Source organism: Marinobacter mangrovi, from assembly GCF_016798325.1.
GTDB classification, from domain to species: Bacteria; Pseudomonadota; Gammaproteobacteria; order Pseudomonadales; family Oleiphilaceae; genus Marinobacter_A; species Marinobacter_A mangrovi.
In genome coordinates this window covers 1,144,968-1,163,289 of sequence record NZ_JAERVO010000001.1, presented here as the reverse complement: position 1 = coordinate 1,163,289, position 18,322 = coordinate 1,144,968, and the positions used below count along the sequence as shown (strand labels likewise).

16 protein-coding genes are annotated in these 18,322 nt (G+C 61.8%); 13 read left to right on the top strand and 3 right to left on the bottom strand.

Going from position 1 to position 18,322, the window contains the following annotated elements:
• Position 1: 1 nt before the first annotated feature.
• The 3 genes from JL474_RS05105 to JL474_RS05095 are packed head-to-tail and all read left to right on the top strand — an operon-like array spanning position 2 to position 2,852.
• Positions 2-1,084, top strand: a complete 1,083-nt coding sequence (locus JL474_RS05105; protein ID WP_203141158.1) for a glycosyltransferase family 4 protein — start codon at positions 2-4, stop codon at positions 1,082-1,084.
• Between the two features lie 3 nt (positions 1,085-1,087).
• Positions 1,088-1,939, top strand: a complete 852-nt coding sequence (locus JL474_RS05100) for a class I SAM-dependent methyltransferase (RefSeq protein WP_203141157.1) — start codon at positions 1,088-1,090, stop codon at positions 1,937-1,939.
• Position 1,940: 1 nt separating this feature from the next.
• Entirely contained in the window at positions 1,941-2,852 is a 912-nt protein-coding gene (locus JL474_RS05095) for a lysylphosphatidylglycerol synthase transmembrane domain-containing protein (RefSeq protein WP_203141156.1), read from the top strand.
• Here JL474_RS05095 and JL474_RS05090 read toward each other — a convergent pair.
• Positions 2,833-3,669 (bottom strand): RibD family protein, encoded by an 837-nt coding sequence (locus JL474_RS05090; protein ID WP_203141155.1) that lies wholly within the window; start codon positions 3,667-3,669, stop codon positions 2,833-2,835. The two genes, JL474_RS05095 and JL474_RS05090, sit on opposite strands and share 20 nt — an antisense overlap.
• Positions 3,670-3,744: 75 nt before the next feature.
• Complete coding sequence (locus JL474_RS05085) at positions 3,745-4,536, bottom strand: creatininase family protein (RefSeq protein WP_203141154.1); 792 nt, start codon at positions 4,534-4,536, stop codon at positions 3,745-3,747.
• Between the two features lie 189 nt (positions 4,537-4,725).
• On the opposite strand from JL474_RS05085, the gene JL474_RS05080 reads away from it, so the two are divergent.
• Both JL474_RS05080 and JL474_RS05075 read left to right on the top strand, forming a co-directional pair.
• Positions 4,726-5,529, top strand: a complete 804-nt coding sequence (locus tag JL474_RS05080) for an enoyl-CoA hydratase-related protein (protein ID WP_203141153.1) — start codon at positions 4,726-4,728, stop codon at positions 5,527-5,529.
• A complete protein-coding gene (locus JL474_RS05075; RefSeq protein WP_123634915.1) occupies positions 5,529-5,942 on the top strand; it encodes a helix-turn-helix domain-containing protein in 414 nt (137 codons plus the stop codon). Before JL474_RS05080 ends, JL474_RS05075 begins: the two co-directional genes overlap by 1 nt.
• Positions 5,943-5,951: 9 nt before the next feature.
• On the opposite strand, the gene galU is transcribed toward JL474_RS05075, so the two are convergent.
• Positions 5,952-6,791 carry a UTP--glucose-1-phosphate uridylyltransferase GalU gene (gene galU / locus JL474_RS05070; protein WP_123634916.1) on the bottom strand — a complete coding sequence of 280 codons (840 nt, stop codon included), beginning with the start codon at positions 6,789-6,791 and terminating at the stop codon, positions 5,952-5,954.
• Between the two features lie 799 nt (positions 6,792-7,590).
• Between galU and JL474_RS05065 the strand changes: the two genes are divergently transcribed.
• The 8 genes from JL474_RS05065 (at position 7,591) to prpC (ending at position 18,199) form a co-directional block, all read left to right on the top strand.
• Complete coding sequence (locus JL474_RS05065; RefSeq protein ID WP_203141152.1) at positions 7,591-9,315, top strand: ShlB/FhaC/HecB family hemolysin secretion/activation protein; 1,725 nt, start codon at positions 7,591-7,593, stop codon at positions 9,313-9,315.
• Positions 9,316-9,700: 385 nt separating this feature from the next.
• The gene (locus JL474_RS05060; protein ID WP_203141151.1) at positions 9,701-11,245 is read left to right on the top strand and encodes a glucan biosynthesis protein G; all 1,545 of its coding nucleotides are present in this window, start codon (positions 9,701-9,703) and stop codon (positions 11,243-11,245) included.
• A 21-nt stretch (positions 11,246-11,266) separates the two neighbouring features.
• Positions 11,267-11,524, top strand: a complete 258-nt coding sequence (locus JL474_RS05055; RefSeq protein ID WP_123634919.1) for a hypothetical protein — start codon at positions 11,267-11,269, stop codon at positions 11,522-11,524.
• Complete coding sequence (mdoH, locus tag JL474_RS05050; RefSeq protein ID WP_203141150.1) at positions 11,517-13,643, top strand: glucans biosynthesis glucosyltransferase MdoH; 2,127 nt, start codon at positions 11,517-11,519, stop codon at positions 13,641-13,643. The genes JL474_RS05055 and mdoH overlap by 8 nt, the downstream gene beginning before the upstream one ends.
• A gap of 49 nt (positions 13,644-13,692) precedes the next feature.
• Positions 13,693-15,276 (top strand): glucan biosynthesis protein, encoded by a 1,584-nt coding sequence (locus tag JL474_RS05045; protein WP_203141149.1) that lies wholly within the window; start codon positions 13,693-13,695, stop codon positions 15,274-15,276.
• A gap of 110 nt (positions 15,277-15,386) precedes the next feature.
• Positions 15,387-16,067 (top strand): GntR family transcriptional regulator, encoded by a 681-nt coding sequence (locus tag JL474_RS05040; protein WP_123634921.1) that lies wholly within the window; start codon positions 15,387-15,389, stop codon positions 16,065-16,067.
• A 13-nt stretch (positions 16,068-16,080) separates the two neighbouring features.
• A complete protein-coding gene (gene prpB / locus JL474_RS05035; protein ID WP_123634922.1) occupies positions 16,081-16,968 on the top strand; it encodes a methylisocitrate lyase in 888 nt (295 codons plus the stop codon).
• 103 nt (positions 16,969-17,071) lie between these two features.
• Complete coding sequence (gene prpC, locus JL474_RS05030; RefSeq protein WP_123634923.1) at positions 17,072-18,199, top strand: bifunctional 2-methylcitrate synthase/citrate synthase; 1,128 nt, start codon at positions 17,072-17,074, stop codon at positions 18,197-18,199.
• Positions 18,200-18,322 lie beyond the last annotated feature (123 nt).

Below are 18,322 nucleotides of genomic sequence, written 5' to 3'. Positions count from 1 at the left end.
CATGGCCATTGTCTTTCTGGTCGCCGGTGATCCCGGTCAGCGTACCGGAGGCTACGGCTACGTGCGCCGCATTGTTGACGGATTGCGGCGCCGGGGTGACCGCGTCCACCTGCAGGGTTTGGAGGGCACGTTCCCGGATGGAGATGCCCGGGCGTGCGATGCCATGGACAGCGCGCTGGATGCCCTGCCGGATGGCACCCGCGTTGTCATCGACGGACTTGCCCTGTGCGGCCTACCGCCGCTGGCGAACCGCCATCTGGAGCGCCTGGCTGTCATGGCCCTGGTGCATCATCCACTGGCGGATGAAACCGGGCTGGATGAGGCGGGGCAGGCGCATTACTTTGCTACTGAGAAGGCGGCGCTCCAGGCGATCGAGCGCGTCATCGTAACGAGCCCGTTTACCGCCGAGCGTCTCAACGTCTACGACGTGCCGCCATCGCGAATCGAGGTGGTCATTCCGGGGGTCGCACTGCCGTCGCAAACGGCACCGGACAGCCCGCTGCAGCCGGGAGATCCGTTCCGTTTCCTGTGTGTGGCCACGTTGGGGCCCCGCAAGGGCCAGGATCTGCTGGTCTCGGCCCTCACGCAGTGCGTGGATCTGGATTGGCAATGCTCGCTGGCCGGTTCCCTGGATCGTCACCCGGATTATGTGACCAGCCTGCGTCGCCAGATCGACGAGGCCGGTCTGGGTGATCGGGTGCATTGTGTGGGAGAGCTGGACGATGAGGGGCTCGATCAGGCCTACCGCTCTGCGGATGTCTTTGTCTTGCCGTCCTGGTACGAGGGCTACGGTATGGTCATCACCGAGGCGATGGCTTATGGCCTGCCGGTCATTACGACGACGGGCGGCGCGTTGGCTCACACGGCATCCAGTGAAGCGGCGATCAAGGTGACACCGGGGGACGTGGATGCGTTGGCGGTGGCACTCCGACAGGTGATGACGATGCCTGGACGTCTCCAGCAACTGGTGGCCGGAGCGGCGTCGGAGCGGCGTGCGCTGCCGTCTTGGGATGATGCTGCAGGTCAATTCAAGGGCGCCATGGCGAACCTGATCGGCGACCCGCCATCCAGGGCGTTGGAGTAAGTCGTGCCGCATCCTTCGACGGTATTTGACAGCGAATGGCTTTCTATCCGTGAAGCGGCCGACCATTCGGCCCGCAGCGCATCGCTGACCGCACGACTCTCGGATTGGCTGGTCGATCGCGACGCCGCAAACCTCCGTCTGTGCGATCTGGGCTGCGGCAGTGGATCGAACGTCCGCTATCTCGCGCCGCGACTGCCGGCCCGTCAGCGGTGGTGTCTGGTGGATCACGATGCCGGGCTGCTGGCGCTGGCCGCGGAGCGCTGTCGCGATCTGCCCGGTGTTTCCAGCGTGGAGACGCTTGAGGGTGACCTGGTTGGCTCGCTGGACACGCTGATTCCGGAAGGCGCGGTGCTGATCACGGCGTCCGCCCTGCTGGATCTGGTATCCGAACAATGGCTCTCTCGATGTGTCTCGCTCGCCGCGAGGCGGGGCGCCGCCTGTCTGATCACCTTGAGCTATAGCGGCGACGTGAGCCTGTCGCCAGCCTTGGCGGAGGACGACGCGGTGATTCAGGCGGTCAACGCCCACCAACGGCAGGACAAGGGCGGCGGACCGGCGCTGGGTCCCGATGCCTGGTCGGTCTGTGCATCGCTGTTCCGGGAAGCCGGTTTTTCGGTCTTTCACGAGCCGTCCGTCTGGTCACTGGATGCCTCACAGGCGGCGTTGCAGGACAACCTGCTGACCGGATGGGCGCGGGCCGCCGGGGAATGGTTGCCGGACTCTGCACCTTCCGTATCGGCGTGGCTGGACCAGCGGCTGCAACGGGTTCGGCGCGGTGAAAGCCGGATCCGGGTCGGTCACCAGGATCTGCTGGCCTTGCCGCCGGGGTCCGGTACCGTCGGAAGCGACGCCTGATATGCGCCGCTGGCCGGTTTGGCTTCGCTGGGGTTGGACGCTGGCGGTGCTTGTGGCCGCGCTGTTGGCCTTCGACAGCGCGCAGGTGCTGTCCCGGCTGGGTCGGCTGTCGGCATCGGGGCTTATCGCTGTTATGGCGCTGGCGCTATTGCAGGTGGTGCTGTCCGCCGGACGCTGGCGGTATACGGCGCGCTTGCTCGGTTTGCCATTGCCCTGGTCGGAGGCCGTGCGGGAATACTTCCTCGCCAGCTTCATCAACCAGGTGATGCCCGGGGGTGTGCTGGGGGACGCCAATCGTGCCCTGCGTCACGGTCGCAGTACCCAGCAGAGTCTGTCGGCCCTGAATGCGGTGCTGATCGAACGGTTGGCTGGCCAAGTCGTGCTGGCCGGCCTGGCGATTCTGGCCTGGTGGTGGCTGATGCCTGGGGACGTCGTTGCCCGCATGATGGAAGGGCTCCAGCTGCCGGGTTGGTCGCTGGTCTTGGCCACGGTGATGATCGGGCTGCTTGTCGCGTGCCTGTGGTCGCGCCTGGCCTTTGCCATCCGGTCCTTCCTGTCGGCGCTGCATTTCGCGCTGTTAAGGCCGCGTGTGCTGCTGGTTCAACTGGGTGTCTCGCTGCCGATTATCCTCTGCTACGTCGGCGTGTTCCTGATCCTGGCCCGGGATCTGGGGATGAGCATGCCCGTATCGTTGCTGATTCCCGGGGCGCTGGCGCTCCTGTTGGCGATGGTGCTGCCGATCACCGTCGCCGGTTGGGGCGTCCGCGAAAGCGTGGCCGGCATTCTCTGGGGGCTGATGGGCTATTCCCCGGCGGACGGACTTGCCCTGAGTGTCGCCTACGGCCTGGTGTTCCTGGTGGCAAGCGCGCCCGGTCTTGTGTGGTTGTGGCCGATCAGAAGGGCGGTTGCCTGAACCGCATGTCGAACAGGTAATCGCTGCCGAGGCGGAACGGCACCGTCTCCGGCCGCAGCGCCCCGTCCAGTTCATCAATCTCGGGAAGCTGTAATGCAGGAATGCCGCTGCCAATGATCATCGGCGCAACGATCAGGTGCAGGTGGTCCAGGCACCCGGCGTGCAGGAACCGTGACACCGTCTGACTGCCGCCTTCAATAAAAATCCGGCGATAGCCGCGGGCTTGCAGGCAGCGAATGATGTCTGCCGGCGTCACCGAACTGGATTCGCCGGTCACCTGAATCTCATCGGCCTGACAGGGCGCATCGCCCACAAGACGAAACGTCGGGGCGGCCGCCTGGTCGAAGACCACTTGTTCGGGAGACACTCGCCGTCGGGGATCGATCACGGCACGGTCCGGATTATCACCATCGACTCGACGCACTGTGAGCTGCGGATTATCGGAGTCCGCCGTACCGGCGCCCACCACCACAATATCGGCAATGGCGCGCAAACGGTGCAGGTGATCCAGTCCGTCGCAGCCGTTGATGTAGTGGGAGGCGCCGGTCACGGTCGCGATGCGCCCATCCAGGCTCTGGCCCACCTGGGCATACACCAGCGACCGGTTTGCCGGGTGGCACAGGGGCAGCAAAGAGCCCAGCAGGTCGGCGACCTCCACGTCGGCCGGTTGGCGGTGTAACTCCCATGATCCATCGTCGAACGTGGTGATGACGGGCCCTTCCGGAGCGTCTGCGGGGAACGGGCCGGTCTTGTCTGATCGCGCCAGTTGCCGAATCAGGCACCAGGCCTCTGCAGCCTGCAGTAATGGTCCTGCCATAAGTCTGTTGGATCCGTGCTTTGGATGTTGGGGGTCTGGATAATTATACGGTGGCGTTTGCCGCCGGATTGTCGGTTAACGCAGCAACCGCAGATTGAAACGGGCGGTTTCCCGAAGCGTGGCGGCCAGCGCGGCGGCAAAGTGGGCCACCAGCTGACGCCCCTGATCCGCGGTTGCCCGACTGGCGCGTCCTACGACACCGACCGGGTTCAGGTCCTGGCCCATCCAGGCGAAAGCGGCGTCGCCCTCCGGCGCCAGATGACGGTTGCCGGCGAGTCCGGTTTCCTCCAGCGACTGGAAGTGCTCAATCAGATCCTGCCGGACCTGATCCGGAGCCAGATGCAGCATCATGGCGGTTTCCAGTTCGCCACCGTGGAGCCCGCGGCGGAGCTCTTCCGGCTCGATCAGGGTTTCAGGAATGCGGTAGCGGAAGTAATTGGCCTTGACCACCAGCATCCCGAAGCGCTGTCGCAGTTGCAGGGCCGCTAAATCGATAATCTGTCGGTTACCGCCGTGGCTGTTGAAGATCACCAGCCTGTGAATGCCGCTGGCGGCAACAGACTGGCCAATGTCCACCAGTACGTCGATGGCCGTATCCGGGCGCAGCGAGAGGGTGCCCGGGAAGTCACTGTGCTCCAGGCTGAGGCCGATCGGCAAGGTGGGCAGAACCAGAAGTTCGGCGTCATCGAAGCCGTTCACGGCGGCTTGCAGGATACCTTCGCCGATAATCCGGTCCGTGGCCAGTGGCAGGTGGGGACCGTGTTGCTCGATGGCCGCGACCGGTAACACTGCGACACTGGAAGCGTTGATACGCTCTTTCAGTTCGACCGTGGTGAGGGCCTGCCAGTCCAGTGTGGAATAAGTCATGACGGTCGCCTCCTTGTCCTGCGATACAGGGAGTATAGTGTGCTGGAAGGGTTTCGTAAGCTCTTGTGGCGAGCGATTGAAGCGATTGATTTATGACCGTTTTCGGTCAGCCCCGCGATTGCGTGAAAGCGAACCCATAAGGTGTAATGGTGGCCCGAGTGACTTTGATCGTACCGGCAGGAGCAGCCCTTGTCCGATTCCTTCCTGACAGACCTGACCCTGATTGACGGTTTGGCCCGCATGCGGCTGCCGCAGTCGACTGACGCGCTTTGGAGCGATGCCAGCCTTGAGGCGTTCTACCGGGATGTGCAGGCCCTGGACAGGCGCCAGGATGTGCGGGGGCTCGTCATCGAGGGCCAGCCAGAGCAGCCGTTCTCGCACGGCGTGGATCTTGCCTTGTTCCATGACGGCAGCAAGGCCGCCGGTGCCGGGGTGAATCGTGAGTTTGGTCTGGCGTTCAACGCCCTGCGTCGTTTCCCGGGTGTTTCGGCGGCCGCTTTGACCGGCGATGCCGCGGACGCCGGGCTGGAATGTGCGCTATGCTGTGACTTCAGAATTGCGGAGCCCTCGGTTCGCCTGTCGATGGTTCCGGCCCGTTATGGTCTGGTCCCGGTCGGTGGCGGCAGCCAGCTGTTGCCGCGTCTGGTGGGCGAGGTCTGGGCCAAGCGGCTGTTGCTGTGTGGCGAAACCGTAGACGCCGAAACGGCACTGGCCATCGGCCTGGTCGACGCCATCAGCGAGCCCGGTCAGGTGAGTCAGTTGGCGTCAGACTGGGTGCGCCGGTCGTTCCGTCAGGGGCCGCAGGCCGTGCGGGCGACCAAGCAACTGATCGAGCACGCGCGGATGCGTCCGCTGGAGACCGGCTTTGCCGCCGAGCGTGACTGGATGGTGGAGCTGCAGGGCACCGCCGAACAGATTGAAGGCATACAGGCCGCCGACGCGGGACGCACACCGCATTGGCCGGATCATGAGGGAGAAGGGGGAGATCGGTGATGCGGTATATGACGTCCTTTCATCGACGCCTGCGGGTGCTGCGGGAGTCCAGGCAGCTGTCGGTTGCCGACATCGCCCGCCTGTGTGACGCCGATGAGCGCCGGGTCGCCGGCTGGGAAAGCGAAAACCCGAAAACCCGGACCTTTCCCGATATCGACGAACTGATGGACCTCTGTCTGAAAACCGAAACGCCTCTGGAAGCCCTGCTGGATTTCGAGGATGCACCGGATGCGGGACAGTTGGAGCTGCCAGGATTGGCGTTTGATTCCAATGCGGATCTGGGGCGGGTGCTCGAAGAGCTGGAGCGGGAAATCGAACGGCTCAAACCGACCGAAGAAGAGATGGAAATGCTGCGCCGGTTCCGCAATACCACTGCGGAGAACCGGCGCATGGTGATTCAGCTGCTCGGCTGAATCCTCGCTTTATGCGTTGCCGTTCTTGTAGATGTTCTCGTAGACGTAGTTGGTCGCGTCAACGAAGCCATCCACGCTACCGCAGTCAAAGCGGCGGCCGCGGAATTTATAGGCCAGCACGCAGCCTTTCTGGGCCTGGTGGAGCAGGGCGTCGGTGATCTGGACTTCGCCGTTCTTGCCCGGTTCGGTGTTCTCGATGATCTCGAAGATATCCGGCGTGAGAATGTAGCGACCGATGATCGCTAGGTTGGACGGCGCGTCTTCCGGAGCCGGCTTCTCGACCATGTCGGTGATGCGATACAGACCGTCCTTCATTGGCTCGCCCGCAATCACACCGTATTTGTGCGTCTCGTCTTCCGGAACTTCCTCGATGGCCACGATCGAGCAGCGGAACTGCTTGTAGAGTTCGGCCATCTGCGCCAGCACGCTGATATCCCCCGGTTCGGCCACGCAGAAGTCGTCCGCCAGGACGACGGCGAACGGGTTGTCGCCCATCAGGTTACGACCGGTCCAGATCGCGTGACCCAGGCCTTTCATTTCGTTCTGACGGGTAAAGGAGAAGGAGCTGTTGTCGATCAGCTCACGAATGGACGTCAGCAGGTTTTCCTTGCCTGAACCGGCAATCTGGTGCTCCAGCTCATAGCTGATGTCGAAGTGGTCCTCGATGGCGCGCTTGCCGCGACCGGTCACGAAACCGAATTCATGGATGCCGGCTTCCGCTGCTTCCTCAACGCCATACTGCACCAGCGGCTTGTTGACGATGGGTAGAATCTCCTTGGGCATGGCCTTGGTGGCCGGGAGAAAGCGGGTACCGTAACCGGCAACGGGGAATAGGCACTTCCTGATCATATGAATCGTCCTTATTAGCGGTTCATTCAAACCTGTCCATGACCGGGCGACGGCCCGTCCGGGGATAGGTCTCCGGAACATTTCAGGTTTTGCACAAAGTTTGCCAAGTGTAACCAAGTTGATATGACAAATGGAGACATGCCCGCTTACCACTTCGTCACTTTGACGTAATTCTGGCGCCTCGGCCGGATAAAGATCGCCCGCCAACCCCCAGTATCCGGCGCTTTCCGGGTGACAGGCAAGTTCCGGCAGGGGCCACTTGTCGTGTGTTATCGATCCATCAAACGCCCTGATGGTCCGGTTACATTTTTCTGTCCGGTTATGCGACAAGTTTTGTCATGGCGTTGTGCACCGAGTTGGGGCGGGATTCGGGTTGATTTTCAGAATGGTGCCCGTGACATTGTGACGGGTTTCGAGCCCTTCTGGCCAAGCGATTGAAAATACGCCTCTTGTGGCTGTATTCGGCCGCTATTGCGGGTGATTCGACGGGGCCGGACAAGGCGTGGAAAGGCGCTAATCTATCTCCAGAAACTACATACAAACTTGGATACAACTTGTTGTTTTTCGTTAAAAATTAAATTTGTAAATTTTTGATAGTTAGGGCTGGTATGTGACCTGCATCTTGCCTATAGTCGGTACTGCCAACGCATACCGTGCTTGTTGTTTCGCGATGGGTTCATCGTGGGTAACAGGACCATCCCAAGTGTTGCCGTCTGGGGTCTTCGGTACAACGATTTTCTTCAATTCCATTGACCGAAATAGTCGGGTGCCTCCGTGCGCCTGATGGGGACGCTTGTTTGTGAGATTTTGGGCACTTTTGGCATTTGTCGGCTGCATCATCAGCACCCAGGGTGGTGCCGTGGTGCGTTTTGCCGAGCCAGACCCGGGTGCCGGCTATGAGCTGGGCAGCGCCCTCGGTGCGTCTTTTGCCAATGGATCGGAGCAGGACGGCCGCGGCTGGTTGACCTCCCGGTCCCGTCCGGCGACCAAGCCTGATCGAACCCAACTGCAAACCGACTGGCCGTCCGGCCGTTGTGTTCCCATCGATTCCGTTCGTCTGCCCGGATTGAGGCTGTTGTCCAGCCGGGTCGTCACCCGCGTTCACGCGCTGGTGCAGCCGGAGACACGCCAGTGCCTGGATCCGGATCGCCTCAATGGACTTGCCAATCGCATCAACCATGTGCTGGAGCAGGAGGGTGAGCAGGACACGGTGGCCTGGCTGCCGGAACGCCCCATTGTGAATCATGTCCTGACGCTGCGCTTTCGCAATGCCGCGATGGGTGAGACGCGTCGGGCGTCCGTCCAGACCCAGACCCATGCCGCTCGTTTTTCGTCGCCGCGCGGCACGGCGCTGGTTGCAACCGATACGCTGCCGTCGTACACGTTCGGGCGCTGGAGTCGTCCTTCCGGCCTGGCCAACGTGGCTCCGGTGGAAGGCGCAGAGCCGACATCGAAGGCCTCCAAAGCGCCGACGGTGCGCTTCCAGCACGTCCATCGTCATTGGCTGGGCTCACACCTTCAGGTGGCGGGGAATTCCGCATCTACCCGGGACCAGCGCAGCGGTCAGATCGGCCTCGAAGCGGACAACCTCATTCGCGATAACCATGCGCTCAGACTCAACTTCAACGAGTCGGTGTCCCAGCGTATCGAGAACGAGGCGGAAGCGTTCTCTTTCCACTATGCCTTTCCGCTGGGCGGGAGTCGCCTCAGCTTTGATGTGGATAATTTTTCCTACCGCAGTACCGTGCAGGGTGACGACGGAAAATACGATGCCAGCGGCGAAGGCCGCAATGTCTACGTCAGTGGACGCCGCTCGCTGTTCTCTCTATACGGCGTGCAGTTTGACAGCATCATGAGCCTGTCGGCGCAGGACGCGTCTTATTACGAGGACGGGGAGTGGGTGGAAGACTCTTCCAGGCAGAAGTCGCTGTTCACGCTGGAAGGCAGTACCTCCCATGAGTTGTGGTACGACGTGATGGCGACAACCCGGGTTTCCGCCGTCAGCGGCCTGGAAGTGGTCGGCAAGGAATACGACATGGAAGAGGACTTCAACGAGGACGATGCGTTTCGCAAATATTCGCTGTCCGCAGCCCTCTCGCGCGATTTCTTTGACTGGCAGTGGGGCGTCAGCGGGCATTACCAGTTCTCGCCCAACGATCTGCCGGATTCCGAGTACATGACGGTGGCCGGAGCCTCCATGATCTCCGGGTTCAATGGCCAGAGCGTGAGTGCCGCCGAAGGAGGGTGGTTGCGCCTGGATGCCAGTAGCCCGCGCTTCGACACGCCGCTGATGCCGTATATGCGTTCGGGTCTTCGCTTCTCGGTCTTGCAGGGCTGGGTGCCGTACACGGCAGAGCAGGCCGACCGATATGGTTCTGCCAGCGCCGCCGAGATCTCGCTCAGCATGCAGGGGCGTGGCTTCCAGGCGGGTTTGAGTGTGGGCCGGATGCTCGGTGCGTCCAGTCTGGCGACCACCAAGCCTGATATGCCGGACGTTTCTCTCTCGCTTTCCATGGGCCTGTAGCGGATTGCACCGCTGCTTGGGCCGCGCGGTTCTTGTCCTGTCTGCCTCCATGGGCCGTTACCCGGCGGTCTATGCGTCTGCCCATCATTCCGACATATTCTGACGATACGCTCGAATTGGTCATATACTGACCATGAATCGGGGCTGGCGCGTGTCGGTTCTGAGACGTGTCTTACAGAGATGTCACTTGAAGCATAAGCTACTGACAGTGTTACATTAAAAACTCTGGTACGTCGGAAACGACCAGGGACTCCCACTGGGCGACGGTCTTCGTCACTCGACAGAAGCTGCCCAGGAGCCCGTCACGCGCCGGACAGGTCATGGAGTTGGCGTCTCGGCTTCTGACACCCCTTTGAACCTCTGAAACGACGGAGATGGATTGTCCATGCTTTCAGCCCGATTGCTTATGTTCCTGCTCGGCCCAGCGATGCTCCTGGCCGCCAACGTGGCCAGTGCCTTCGGGCTTGAAGATGTGGAACAGATGGCGAAAGCACGTGCCGGAAAGCCCTATGAGGCCCCTGCATCGGCCCCCCAGTTCCTGCGGGATCTGAGCTACAGCGATTACCAGGCGGTTCGCTTCAAGCCCGAGGCCAGTCTCTGGCGGGAAGGCCGCTCCCGCTTCCAGGTGCGCATGTTCCCGCCGGGCAGCTACTATTCTCACGCCGTCACACTGCATGAGGTGGACAGCGAGGGCGTCGAGCCCATCAACTTCGACAAGGCCAACTTCACCTATCCGAACGACGCGTTTGCCAAGCGCGTTCCCGCTGATCTGGGCTATGCCGGTTTCCGCCTGACGTTCCCGATGCACAAGGAAACCGACCAGGAGCAGTTCATGGTCTTTGGTGGCGCCAGTTATTTCCGTGGGCTGGGGCGCGACAACCGGTTCGGGTTATCGGCTCGGGGGATCGCCATCAATACCGGGCTGCCCTCCGGTGAAGAGGTGCCCAGCTTTGTGGAATTCTGGCTCGAACGGCCCGCCGGAGGCAGCGACACCATGCGCGTTTACGCGCTGCTGGACGGCCCCAGCCTGACCGGCGCCTACCGCTTTGATATTCATCCCGGAGCCAGCACGCAGGTCGATGTGACCGCCCGGCTGTTTTTCCGGGACAAGGTTGAGCTGCTCGGACTCGCCCCGCTGACCTCCATGTTCTATTACGGCAAGAATACCGTACGTCCGGTGGGCGAGTGGCGGCCACAGGTCCACGATTCCGATGGCCTCCTGATCCACGACGGCGGCACTGGCGAGTGGCTGTGGCGCCCGCTGCTGAATCCGCGCAAGTTGCGAATGAGCTACCTCCAGGCGGAAGATCTCAAAGGCTTTGGTTTGATGCAGCGGGATACGCGGTTCGATCAGTTCGAAGATCTGGAAGCCCGCTACGACAAGCGACCCAGTGCCTGGGTGGAGACCAAGGGCGACTGGGGAAAGGGGCACGTGGTCCTGGTGGAGATTCCGACCCGCTCCGAGGTGAACGACAACATCGTCACCTTCTGGCAGCCGGATGGCCAGGTCAAGGCCGGCGATGAGCGAACCCTGCAATACACCCTCAGCTTTGGCGACCCGTCCATTGCCAAGCAGCCCACGGCCCACGCTACGCAGACGTTTGTCGGCGAGGGCAACCGGATTGGTGGCGGCAATGTCGAAGGGGCCTATCGACTGATCGTGGATTTCAAGGGCGGCGAGCTTGATGGCCTGAAGCCTGATGCGCCGGTGGTCAGCCAAGTATCCGGCGGCGACCACGTCAAGGTGGTCGAGCATTTCGTCGAGTACAACGAACCCACCGACGCCTGGCGGCTGTCCATGCTGGTGCGGCCTGATCCGGATGCGGATATGACCCTGCGTGGATTCCTGAGCCTCGAGGGCAAGCCGCTCACCGAGACCTGGACCTACCAGTTGCCGGTCGGCTCGGATCTGCGGGCGCCGAAGGAATAAGGCCAACAGGGAGGACAAGCGATGAAACGAGCGGTCTGTCAGCAAGCCCTGGATCGATTGATTGCCTACCTGCGGGGCTGCGGCGTGGAGATTACGTCGGAAAACTGCCGCAAGGCGCTGCAGTTGGTGGACCGGGCATTGGCCGAGGCGGGAAGCCACGAGGTCATGGCCCGGGCCATGGACATGATTCCCGAATACTTCGACCTGCCACCCCTGGCCATCCCCATGCAAAGCCCGCCGCTGATGCGCGGCAGTATCGGATACCATACCAATGTCTGAAGCGCTCCAGGAGCGAACCACCCAAGACGCCATCCCGGCGAAAGCCTCCAAACGCTACCGTTGGCGGGGCATCGCCTTTATCCGGCGCAGCCTGCTGATCCTGTTTGTTCTGGGGCAGACCACCGTGGCCTGTTATTACCTGCTGTGGGTCCTGCCTTACCACGGCGGTACCGGCGTCGAGCTGGGGCTGCTGATTCTGTTTGCGCTGCTGTATTCCTGGATTGCCGTCGGTTTCTGGACGGCGATGCTGGGCTTTGTGCTGCGCCTGTTCGGCGGGGATCGGCGTTCTTTGATGCACCGCCATTCCGCGGAAGAGCTGGACCAGACGCCGCTGGGCAAAACCGCGGTAATCATGCCGATCTACCATGAGCCCGTGCACCGCACACTGAGCGGCTTGAAGGCGGTCTATCAGGACATTGAGCGGGCCGGCCAGATCGAGAATTTTGAATTCTACATTCTCTCCGACAGCCGGGATCCGAACGTCTGGCTGGAAGAGCAGGCCACCTGGCAGCGCATGGCCGAGGAACTGGGTGCCGAAGGCCGGATGTTCTACCGGCGCCGGACCGTGAACCTGAACTACAAGAGCGGCAATGTCGCGGATTACCTGCGCCGCTGGGGTCGCCGCTCCAAGTACATGGTGGTGCTGGATGCGGACAGTCTGGTCAGCGGCCAGACGCTGGTGCGCATGGTCCAGCTGATGGAGCGCGAGCCGCAATGCGGCATCCTGCAGACCAACCCGACACTGATCAACGGGCAGTCCCTGTTCGCCCGCATGCAGCAGTTCGCCAACCGGGTGTATTCGCCACTGTTCGCCACCGGGCTGGCGGCCATCCAGATGGGTGACGCCGCTTTCTGGGGGCACAACGCGATTCTGAGGGTCGATGCGTTCATGGAGCATTGTGGCCTCAGGAAGCTGCCGGGCTTTGGTATCTTTGGCGGCCCGATTCTCAGCCACGATTTTGTTGAGGCGGCCTATATGGGCCGGGCCGGTTACGAAGTCTGGCTGGAGCCGGAGTTGGGTGAGAGTTACGAGGAATCGCCGCCCACACTGTCCGATGAGCTGACCCGGGATGAACGCTGGTCCAAGGGCAATATCCAGCACCTGTGGATCATGCTGTTCGGTCGTAAGCTGCGATTCGCTCACCGGATGGCGTTCATGAACGGAATCATGGCGTACTGTGCGTCGCCCCTGTGGCTCGCTTTCCTGATCCTGACCACGGTCGAGGCGGCGCAGATGGCGTTGTCGCCCATCGACTACTTCCCCGAAGGCCACCAGGGGCTGTTTCCCCTGTGGCCGGAATGGCGACCGGAGTGGGCGCTGGGACTGGCGCTGAGCACCATGGCGCTGCTGTTTATTCCCAAGTTCCTGGCCATCCTCGATGCGCTGATCCACCGCAAGTCCAGGTTCTTTGGTGGCTTCGGGCGCCTGTTCGTCAGCGTTCTGATCGAAATCGTCATCTCCGTATTGTTGGCGCCGGTTCGCATGCTTGCTCACAGCCGCTATGTGCTCGGGGCCTTCATGAACTTCTCACTCAGCTGGGCCGGGCAGAACCGGACGGAGGAAACCACCTGGCGGCAGGCCATCGTGACCCAACTGCCGGGCCTGATCGTCGGCGCCTCCTGGTCGGCGTTCGCCTGGAGTCTGGACCCGCTGTTTTTCCTCTGGTCCTTGCCCGTAGCGATCCCGCTGGTTTTGGCGGCACCGACCTGTGTTTACCTGAGCCGCGTGAGCATCGGTGAACGGTTGCATCGCCGCCGCCTGCTGCTGATTCCCGAGGAGATCAATCCCAGTCCGCTGCTTGACGACGCCGAGATCAGTCGCGAGGCCGAACCCGAGGAATCACCGCTGACGAACTTCGAGGAAGCGGTCCTGCGGCCGCACCTGAACCAGATGCACCAGGCGCTCGCCGGCAGTCACCGCCGCCGCGTGCGGGCGGAAGTGCTGTCCAATCTGGTTCAGCGTTGCCTGCGGGAAGGTCCCGATGGCCTGACCCGGAGTGAATTGAGTCACCTGTGCCGGGATCAGGAATCCCTGGCTGCATTGCACCACGAGGCCTGGCGCGCCCGCCCTGACAGCTACTGGGGCAGTCGTATCGATAAGCTCGCCGCGGGCGACTGATCGGCGCCGGCCCGCATCGTTCCACGGTAAAAGGGAGGGGAATACCCGGATGGATCGTCGTACAGTGATGAAAATGCTCGCCGCCGCCGGAGTGCAGGGCTTGCCCCTGTCGGCCCTGTTGAACAGCTCTCTGGCCAACGCGCGGCCCATTGGTGAGCCGCAGGCGTTCAGCTACGCGTGGCTCAAGGGGCGTGCCCGGGAGTTGGCCGCCAAGCCGTTTGAGTCCCACGAGGGCGAATTGCCCCGCTCGTTGAAGAACATTTCGTGGGACGATTACCAGGCCATCCAGTTCCGGCCGGAAAAATCGCTCTGGCAGGACGAGGGCAGCGCCTTCCGGGCCCAGCTGTTCCACCTTGGCCTGTTCTTCAAGACACCGGTTCACATCTACGAGGTGACAGACGGCAAGGCGCAAGAGCTGGGCTACGATCCCTCGTATTTCAGCTATTCCGGTAAACAGCCGTTGGGCGATCTGCCGGAAGATCTGGGCTTTGCCGGCTTCCGCATCCAGTTTCACACCAACTTCAAGCTGGATCTGGCGGCGTTCCAGGGCGCGAGCTATTTCCGTGCCGTCGGCAAAGACATGCAGTACGGCATGTCCGCCCGGGGGTTGGCGATCGATACCGCCACCGATCACGATGAGGAATTCCCCAAGTTTACTGCCTTCTGGCTGGAAAAGCCCAAGCCCAACAGCACCAAGCTCACCGTCTACGCGCTGCTGGATTCGCCCAGCACCACCGGCGCCTACGTGTTCGACCTGTACCCCGGTCGCAACATGGTGATGGACATCGGCTGTGCCCTGTATCCACGCAAGCACATCGAACGGGTCGGCATCGCCCCGCTGACGAGCATGTACCAGGTGGGCGAAAACAGCCAGCGCATGGACTACGACTGGCGTCCTGAAATCCACGATTCCGACGGGCTGGCCATGCACAGCGGTGCGGGCGAGTGGATCTGGCGCCCGTTGGTCAACCCGCGCGGCATCCGGGTCAACACCTTTGTCGACAAAAATCCGAGAGGCTTCGGCCTGCTCCAGCGGGATCGGGATTTCGACCACTACCAGGACGATGGCGTGTTCTATGACAAGCGCCCGAGCGTCTGGGTCGAGCCAAAGGAAGACTGGGGGAAGGGCAGCATCATGCTGGTGGAGATTCCCACGGTGGACGAGACCTTCGACAACATCGTGGCGTTCTGGAATCCCGAGAAGCCGCTGGCGCCCAATCAGGAACACCTATTTTCCTATCGCCTGAACTGGGGCGAGCAGGCGCCGGTCAAGCCCTATGAGCTGGCCACCGTGCGCGCTACCCGGACCGGCCTGGGTGGGGTTGTTGGCCAGAAGCGCGAGTACTTCTCCTGGCGTTTTGCGGTGGATTTTGCCGGCGGCATGCTGGATATGCTGGGCGAGAACGCCAAGGTCGTCCCGGTGATCACGAGCAGCCGGGGTCGCATCGAAATCACCTCTGCGCGTCCGCTGCATGAGATTAACGGCTATCGAGCGATGTTCGACCTGGTACCGGACGACTCCGAAGAGCCCATCGATCTGCGCCTCTACCTGAAGCTGGACGATCAGCCCCTGACCGAAACCTGGGTCTACCAGTACACCCCGCCACCCAAGGATCAGCGCAAGATCTACTGATTCCTGTCCTTTCTTTGTCAACAATCCGGGAGTCGGCTTTCCCGGATTGTTGACAAAAATGATATCCAGGCGTAGTTTTCTCGCCATCACGGATATTATTGTCGACAAAAATGCTTGATACCGTCACTCCAACGCAGACCCGTGCAGACGAAGCCTTCGAATGTCTGCAAACCGCGATCGTCAAGGGCGAGCTGGCCCCGGGCGAGAAAATCGGTGAGGTGGAACTCTGCGAACGCTTCAACCTGACCCGCGGTCCGCTGCGCGAAGCCCTGGGTCGCCTGGAATCCCGCGGCCTGCTGGTCCGCCGTCCCCACGCCGGTTTCAAAGTGGTTTCCATCAACGGCGAAGAACTGCTCGAACTCTATCGTATCCGCGAAGCCATGGAAGGCCTGGCTGCCTGCCAGGCCGCCGAGCGTATGACGGACGCCGAAATCGATGATCTGCAACGCCTTCTGGATCGTCATGAACAGATGGTGGACGAAGCGCAGGGACAGGCGTATTACCAGCATGAAGGGGATTACGATTTTCATTACTGCATCGCCATGGGCAGCCGCAACCGGAAGCTCAGCCAGATGCTGCTGGGCGACCTGTACTACATGGTGCGCCTGTACCGTTACCGGCTGAGTACGTCCGCCGGCCGCCCGCACCGGGCACTTCGAGAACACCGCAGTATCGCCGACGCCATCGCCAACCGGGATGGGGAATTGGCCCAGTTTCTGATGCAGCGCCACATCAATGCGGCGCGGCTGAACATCGAGAAAAAGATTCAGGAAGGTGTCCTGACATTCTGAATGGGGAGAGTTTATGAGCCAGTCACTTACTGCCGGGGCCCGTTTCCGCAAAGCCCTTAAAGAAAACAATCCGCTGCAGATCGTCGGCACGGTCAACGCCTACTGCGCCATGATGGCCGAGAAGGTGGGCCATCAGGCCATTTACCTGTCTGGCGGCGGTGTCGCCAACGCCTCCTACGGGCTGCCGGACCTCGGCATGACCACCATGAACGACGTGCTCGAAGACGTCCGCCGCATTACCGCCGTGACCGATACGCCGCTGCTGATCGATATCGACACCGGCTGGGGTGGGGCGTTCAACATCGGCCGCACTATCAAGGAGATGGAGCGCGCCGGCGCGGCGGCGGTTCACATTGAGGACCAGGTGGCCCAGAAGCGTTGCGGTCATCGCCCCAACAAGGAAATCGTTTCCCAGGAAGAGATGGTCGATCGCATCAAGGCCTGCGCCGATGCACGCACCGACGAGAATTTCTTCATCATGGCCCGGACCGACGCCTTCCAGCGTGAAGGCTTGGAGCCGGCCATCGAACGGGCCAAGGCCTGCATTGAAGCCGGTGCCGACGGCATTTTCGCCGAAGCCGTGACCGAGCTGGAACACTACCGCGCCTTCTCCGAAGCGCTTGACGTGCCCATCCTGGCCAACATCACCGAATTCGGCGCCACGCCGCTGTACAACACCAAGGAGCTTGCGGAAGCCGGCGCCGACATGGTGCTGTACCCGTTGAGCGCTTTCCGTGCCATGAACAAGGCTGCGCTGACCGTCTACCAGAACATCCTGGAGAAGGGCGACCAGAAAGATGTGGTGGACATGATGCAGACCCGCATGGAGCTGTACGATTTCCTCAACTACCACGAGTTCGAACAGAAACTGGACGCCCTGTTCAAGCAGCAGAAAAGCTGAGTAGCACGGGCCGCTGATTTGCGATCGCGCGCTCAAGGCACTCGATCGCCAGACACCACAAGACGCTAAATAATCGCAAACAACGACGCACAAGGTGACAACCATGGCTGAAAAAAAACTGGGCGGCGCTGGCCTTCGTGGCCAGGTCGCAGGCGAAACCGCACTCTGTACCGTGGGCCAGAGCGGAACCGGTCTGACCTACCGGGGCTATGACATCACGGATCTGGCAGACAATGCCCAGTTTGAAGAGGTGGCCTACCTGCTGTTGCGCGGCAAGCTGCCGAACCAGCAGGAGCTGGACGCCTACAAGACCAAGCTGCAGGGCCTGCGGGCACTCCCGGATGCGCTCAAGGCCGTCCTGGAACAGATCCCCAGGGACGCGCACCCGATGGACGTCATGCGTACCGGCTGCTCCATGCTGGGCAACCTGGAAACCGAAGAGGACTTCAGTGAGCAGGACGACAAGATCGACCGCATGCTGGCAGTGTTCCCGAGCATCATCACCTACTGGTACCGCTTCGCCCATGAAGGCGTGCGCATCGAGACCGACGGCGACTGCGATTCCATCGGCGGGCACTTCCTGGAGCTGTTGCACGGCAAGAAGCCCAGCGAGTTGCACGAGCGCGTGATGAACGTCTCGTTGATCCTCTATGCGGAGCACGAATTCAACGCCTCCACCTTCACCGCACGGGTCTGTGCGTCCACGCTGTCCGACATTCACAGCTGCGTGACGGGCGCCATCGGCACATTGCGCGGTCCGCTGCATGGCGGCGCCAACGAAGCGGCCATGGCCCTGATCCAGAAGTTCCAGACACCGGACGAGGCCGAACAGGGCCTGATGGGCATGCTGGAGCGCAAGGAAAAGATCATGGGCTTCGGTCATGCGGTCTATCGCGAGTCCGACCCGCGCAACGCCATCATCAAGAAATGGTCCGAAAAGCTGTCGCAGGAAGTGGGCGACGAGGTGCTGTACCCGGTCTCCGTGCGCTGCGAAGAAGTGATGTGGCGTGAGAAGAAGCTGTTCTGCAACGCTGACTTCTTCCATGCCTCGGCCTATCACTTCATGGGTATCCCGACGGAGCTGTTCACGCCGATCTTCGTGATGTCGCGGGTGTCCGGCTGGACCGCCCATGTGAAAGAGCAGCGTGAGAACAACCGGATCATCCGCCCGAGTGCGGACTACACCGGTCCCGAACACGCCGAGTGGCTGCCGATCGAGAAGCGCGCCTAAGACGCGTTCCCCTCTCTCCAAGCCTCTCGCCTGCCAGGAGAGAGGCTTTTCCCCCAAGTTAGAGTTATAGCCTCCCCTCGCCCCTGGCGGGAGAGGGGCCGGGGGGGGGAGAGGGGGATGAAG

What these genes read in the sequence shown, in the direction of transcription:
- JL474_RS05105 (WP_203141158.1), top strand. Translation starts at nt 2, where the DNA reads ATGGCCATTGTCTTTCTGGTCGCCGGTGATCCCGGTCAGCGTACCGGA.
- JL474_RS05095 (WP_203141156.1), top strand. Translation starts at nt 1,941, where the DNA reads ATGCGCCGCTGGCCGGTTTGGCTTCGCTGGGGTTGGACGCTGGCGGTG.
- JL474_RS05090 (WP_203141155.1), bottom strand. Translation starts at nt 3,669, where the DNA reads ATGGCAGGACCATTACTGCAGGCTGCAGAGGCCTGGTGCCTGATTCGG.
- JL474_RS05085 (WP_203141154.1), bottom strand. Translation starts at nt 4,536, where the DNA reads ATGACTTATTCCACACTGGACTGGCAGGCCCTCACCACGGTCGAACTG.
- JL474_RS05075 (WP_123634915.1), top strand. Translation starts at nt 5,529, where the DNA reads ATGCGGTATATGACGTCCTTTCATCGACGCCTGCGGGTGCTGCGGGAG.
- galU (WP_123634916.1), bottom strand. Translation starts at nt 6,791, where the DNA reads ATGATCAGGAAGTGCCTATTCCCCGTTGCCGGTTACGGTACCCGCTTT.
- JL474_RS05060 (WP_203141151.1), top strand. Translation starts at nt 9,701, where the DNA reads ATGCTTTCAGCCCGATTGCTTATGTTCCTGCTCGGCCCAGCGATGCTC.
- JL474_RS05055 (WP_123634919.1), top strand. Translation starts at nt 11,267, where the DNA reads ATGAAACGAGCGGTCTGTCAGCAAGCCCTGGATCGATTGATTGCCTAC.
- mdoH (WP_203141150.1), top strand. Translation starts at nt 11,517, where the DNA reads ATGTCTGAAGCGCTCCAGGAGCGAACCACCCAAGACGCCATCCCGGCG.
- JL474_RS05045 (WP_203141149.1), top strand. Translation starts at nt 13,693, where the DNA reads ATGGATCGTCGTACAGTGATGAAAATGCTCGCCGCCGCCGGAGTGCAG.
- JL474_RS05040 (WP_123634921.1), top strand. Translation starts at nt 15,387, where the DNA reads ATGCTTGATACCGTCACTCCAACGCAGACCCGTGCAGACGAAGCCTTC.
- prpB (WP_123634922.1), top strand. Translation starts at nt 16,081, where the DNA reads ATGAGCCAGTCACTTACTGCCGGGGCCCGTTTCCGCAAAGCCCTTAAA.
- prpC (WP_123634923.1), top strand. Translation starts at nt 17,072, where the DNA reads ATGGCTGAAAAAAAACTGGGCGGCGCTGGCCTTCGTGGCCAGGTCGCA.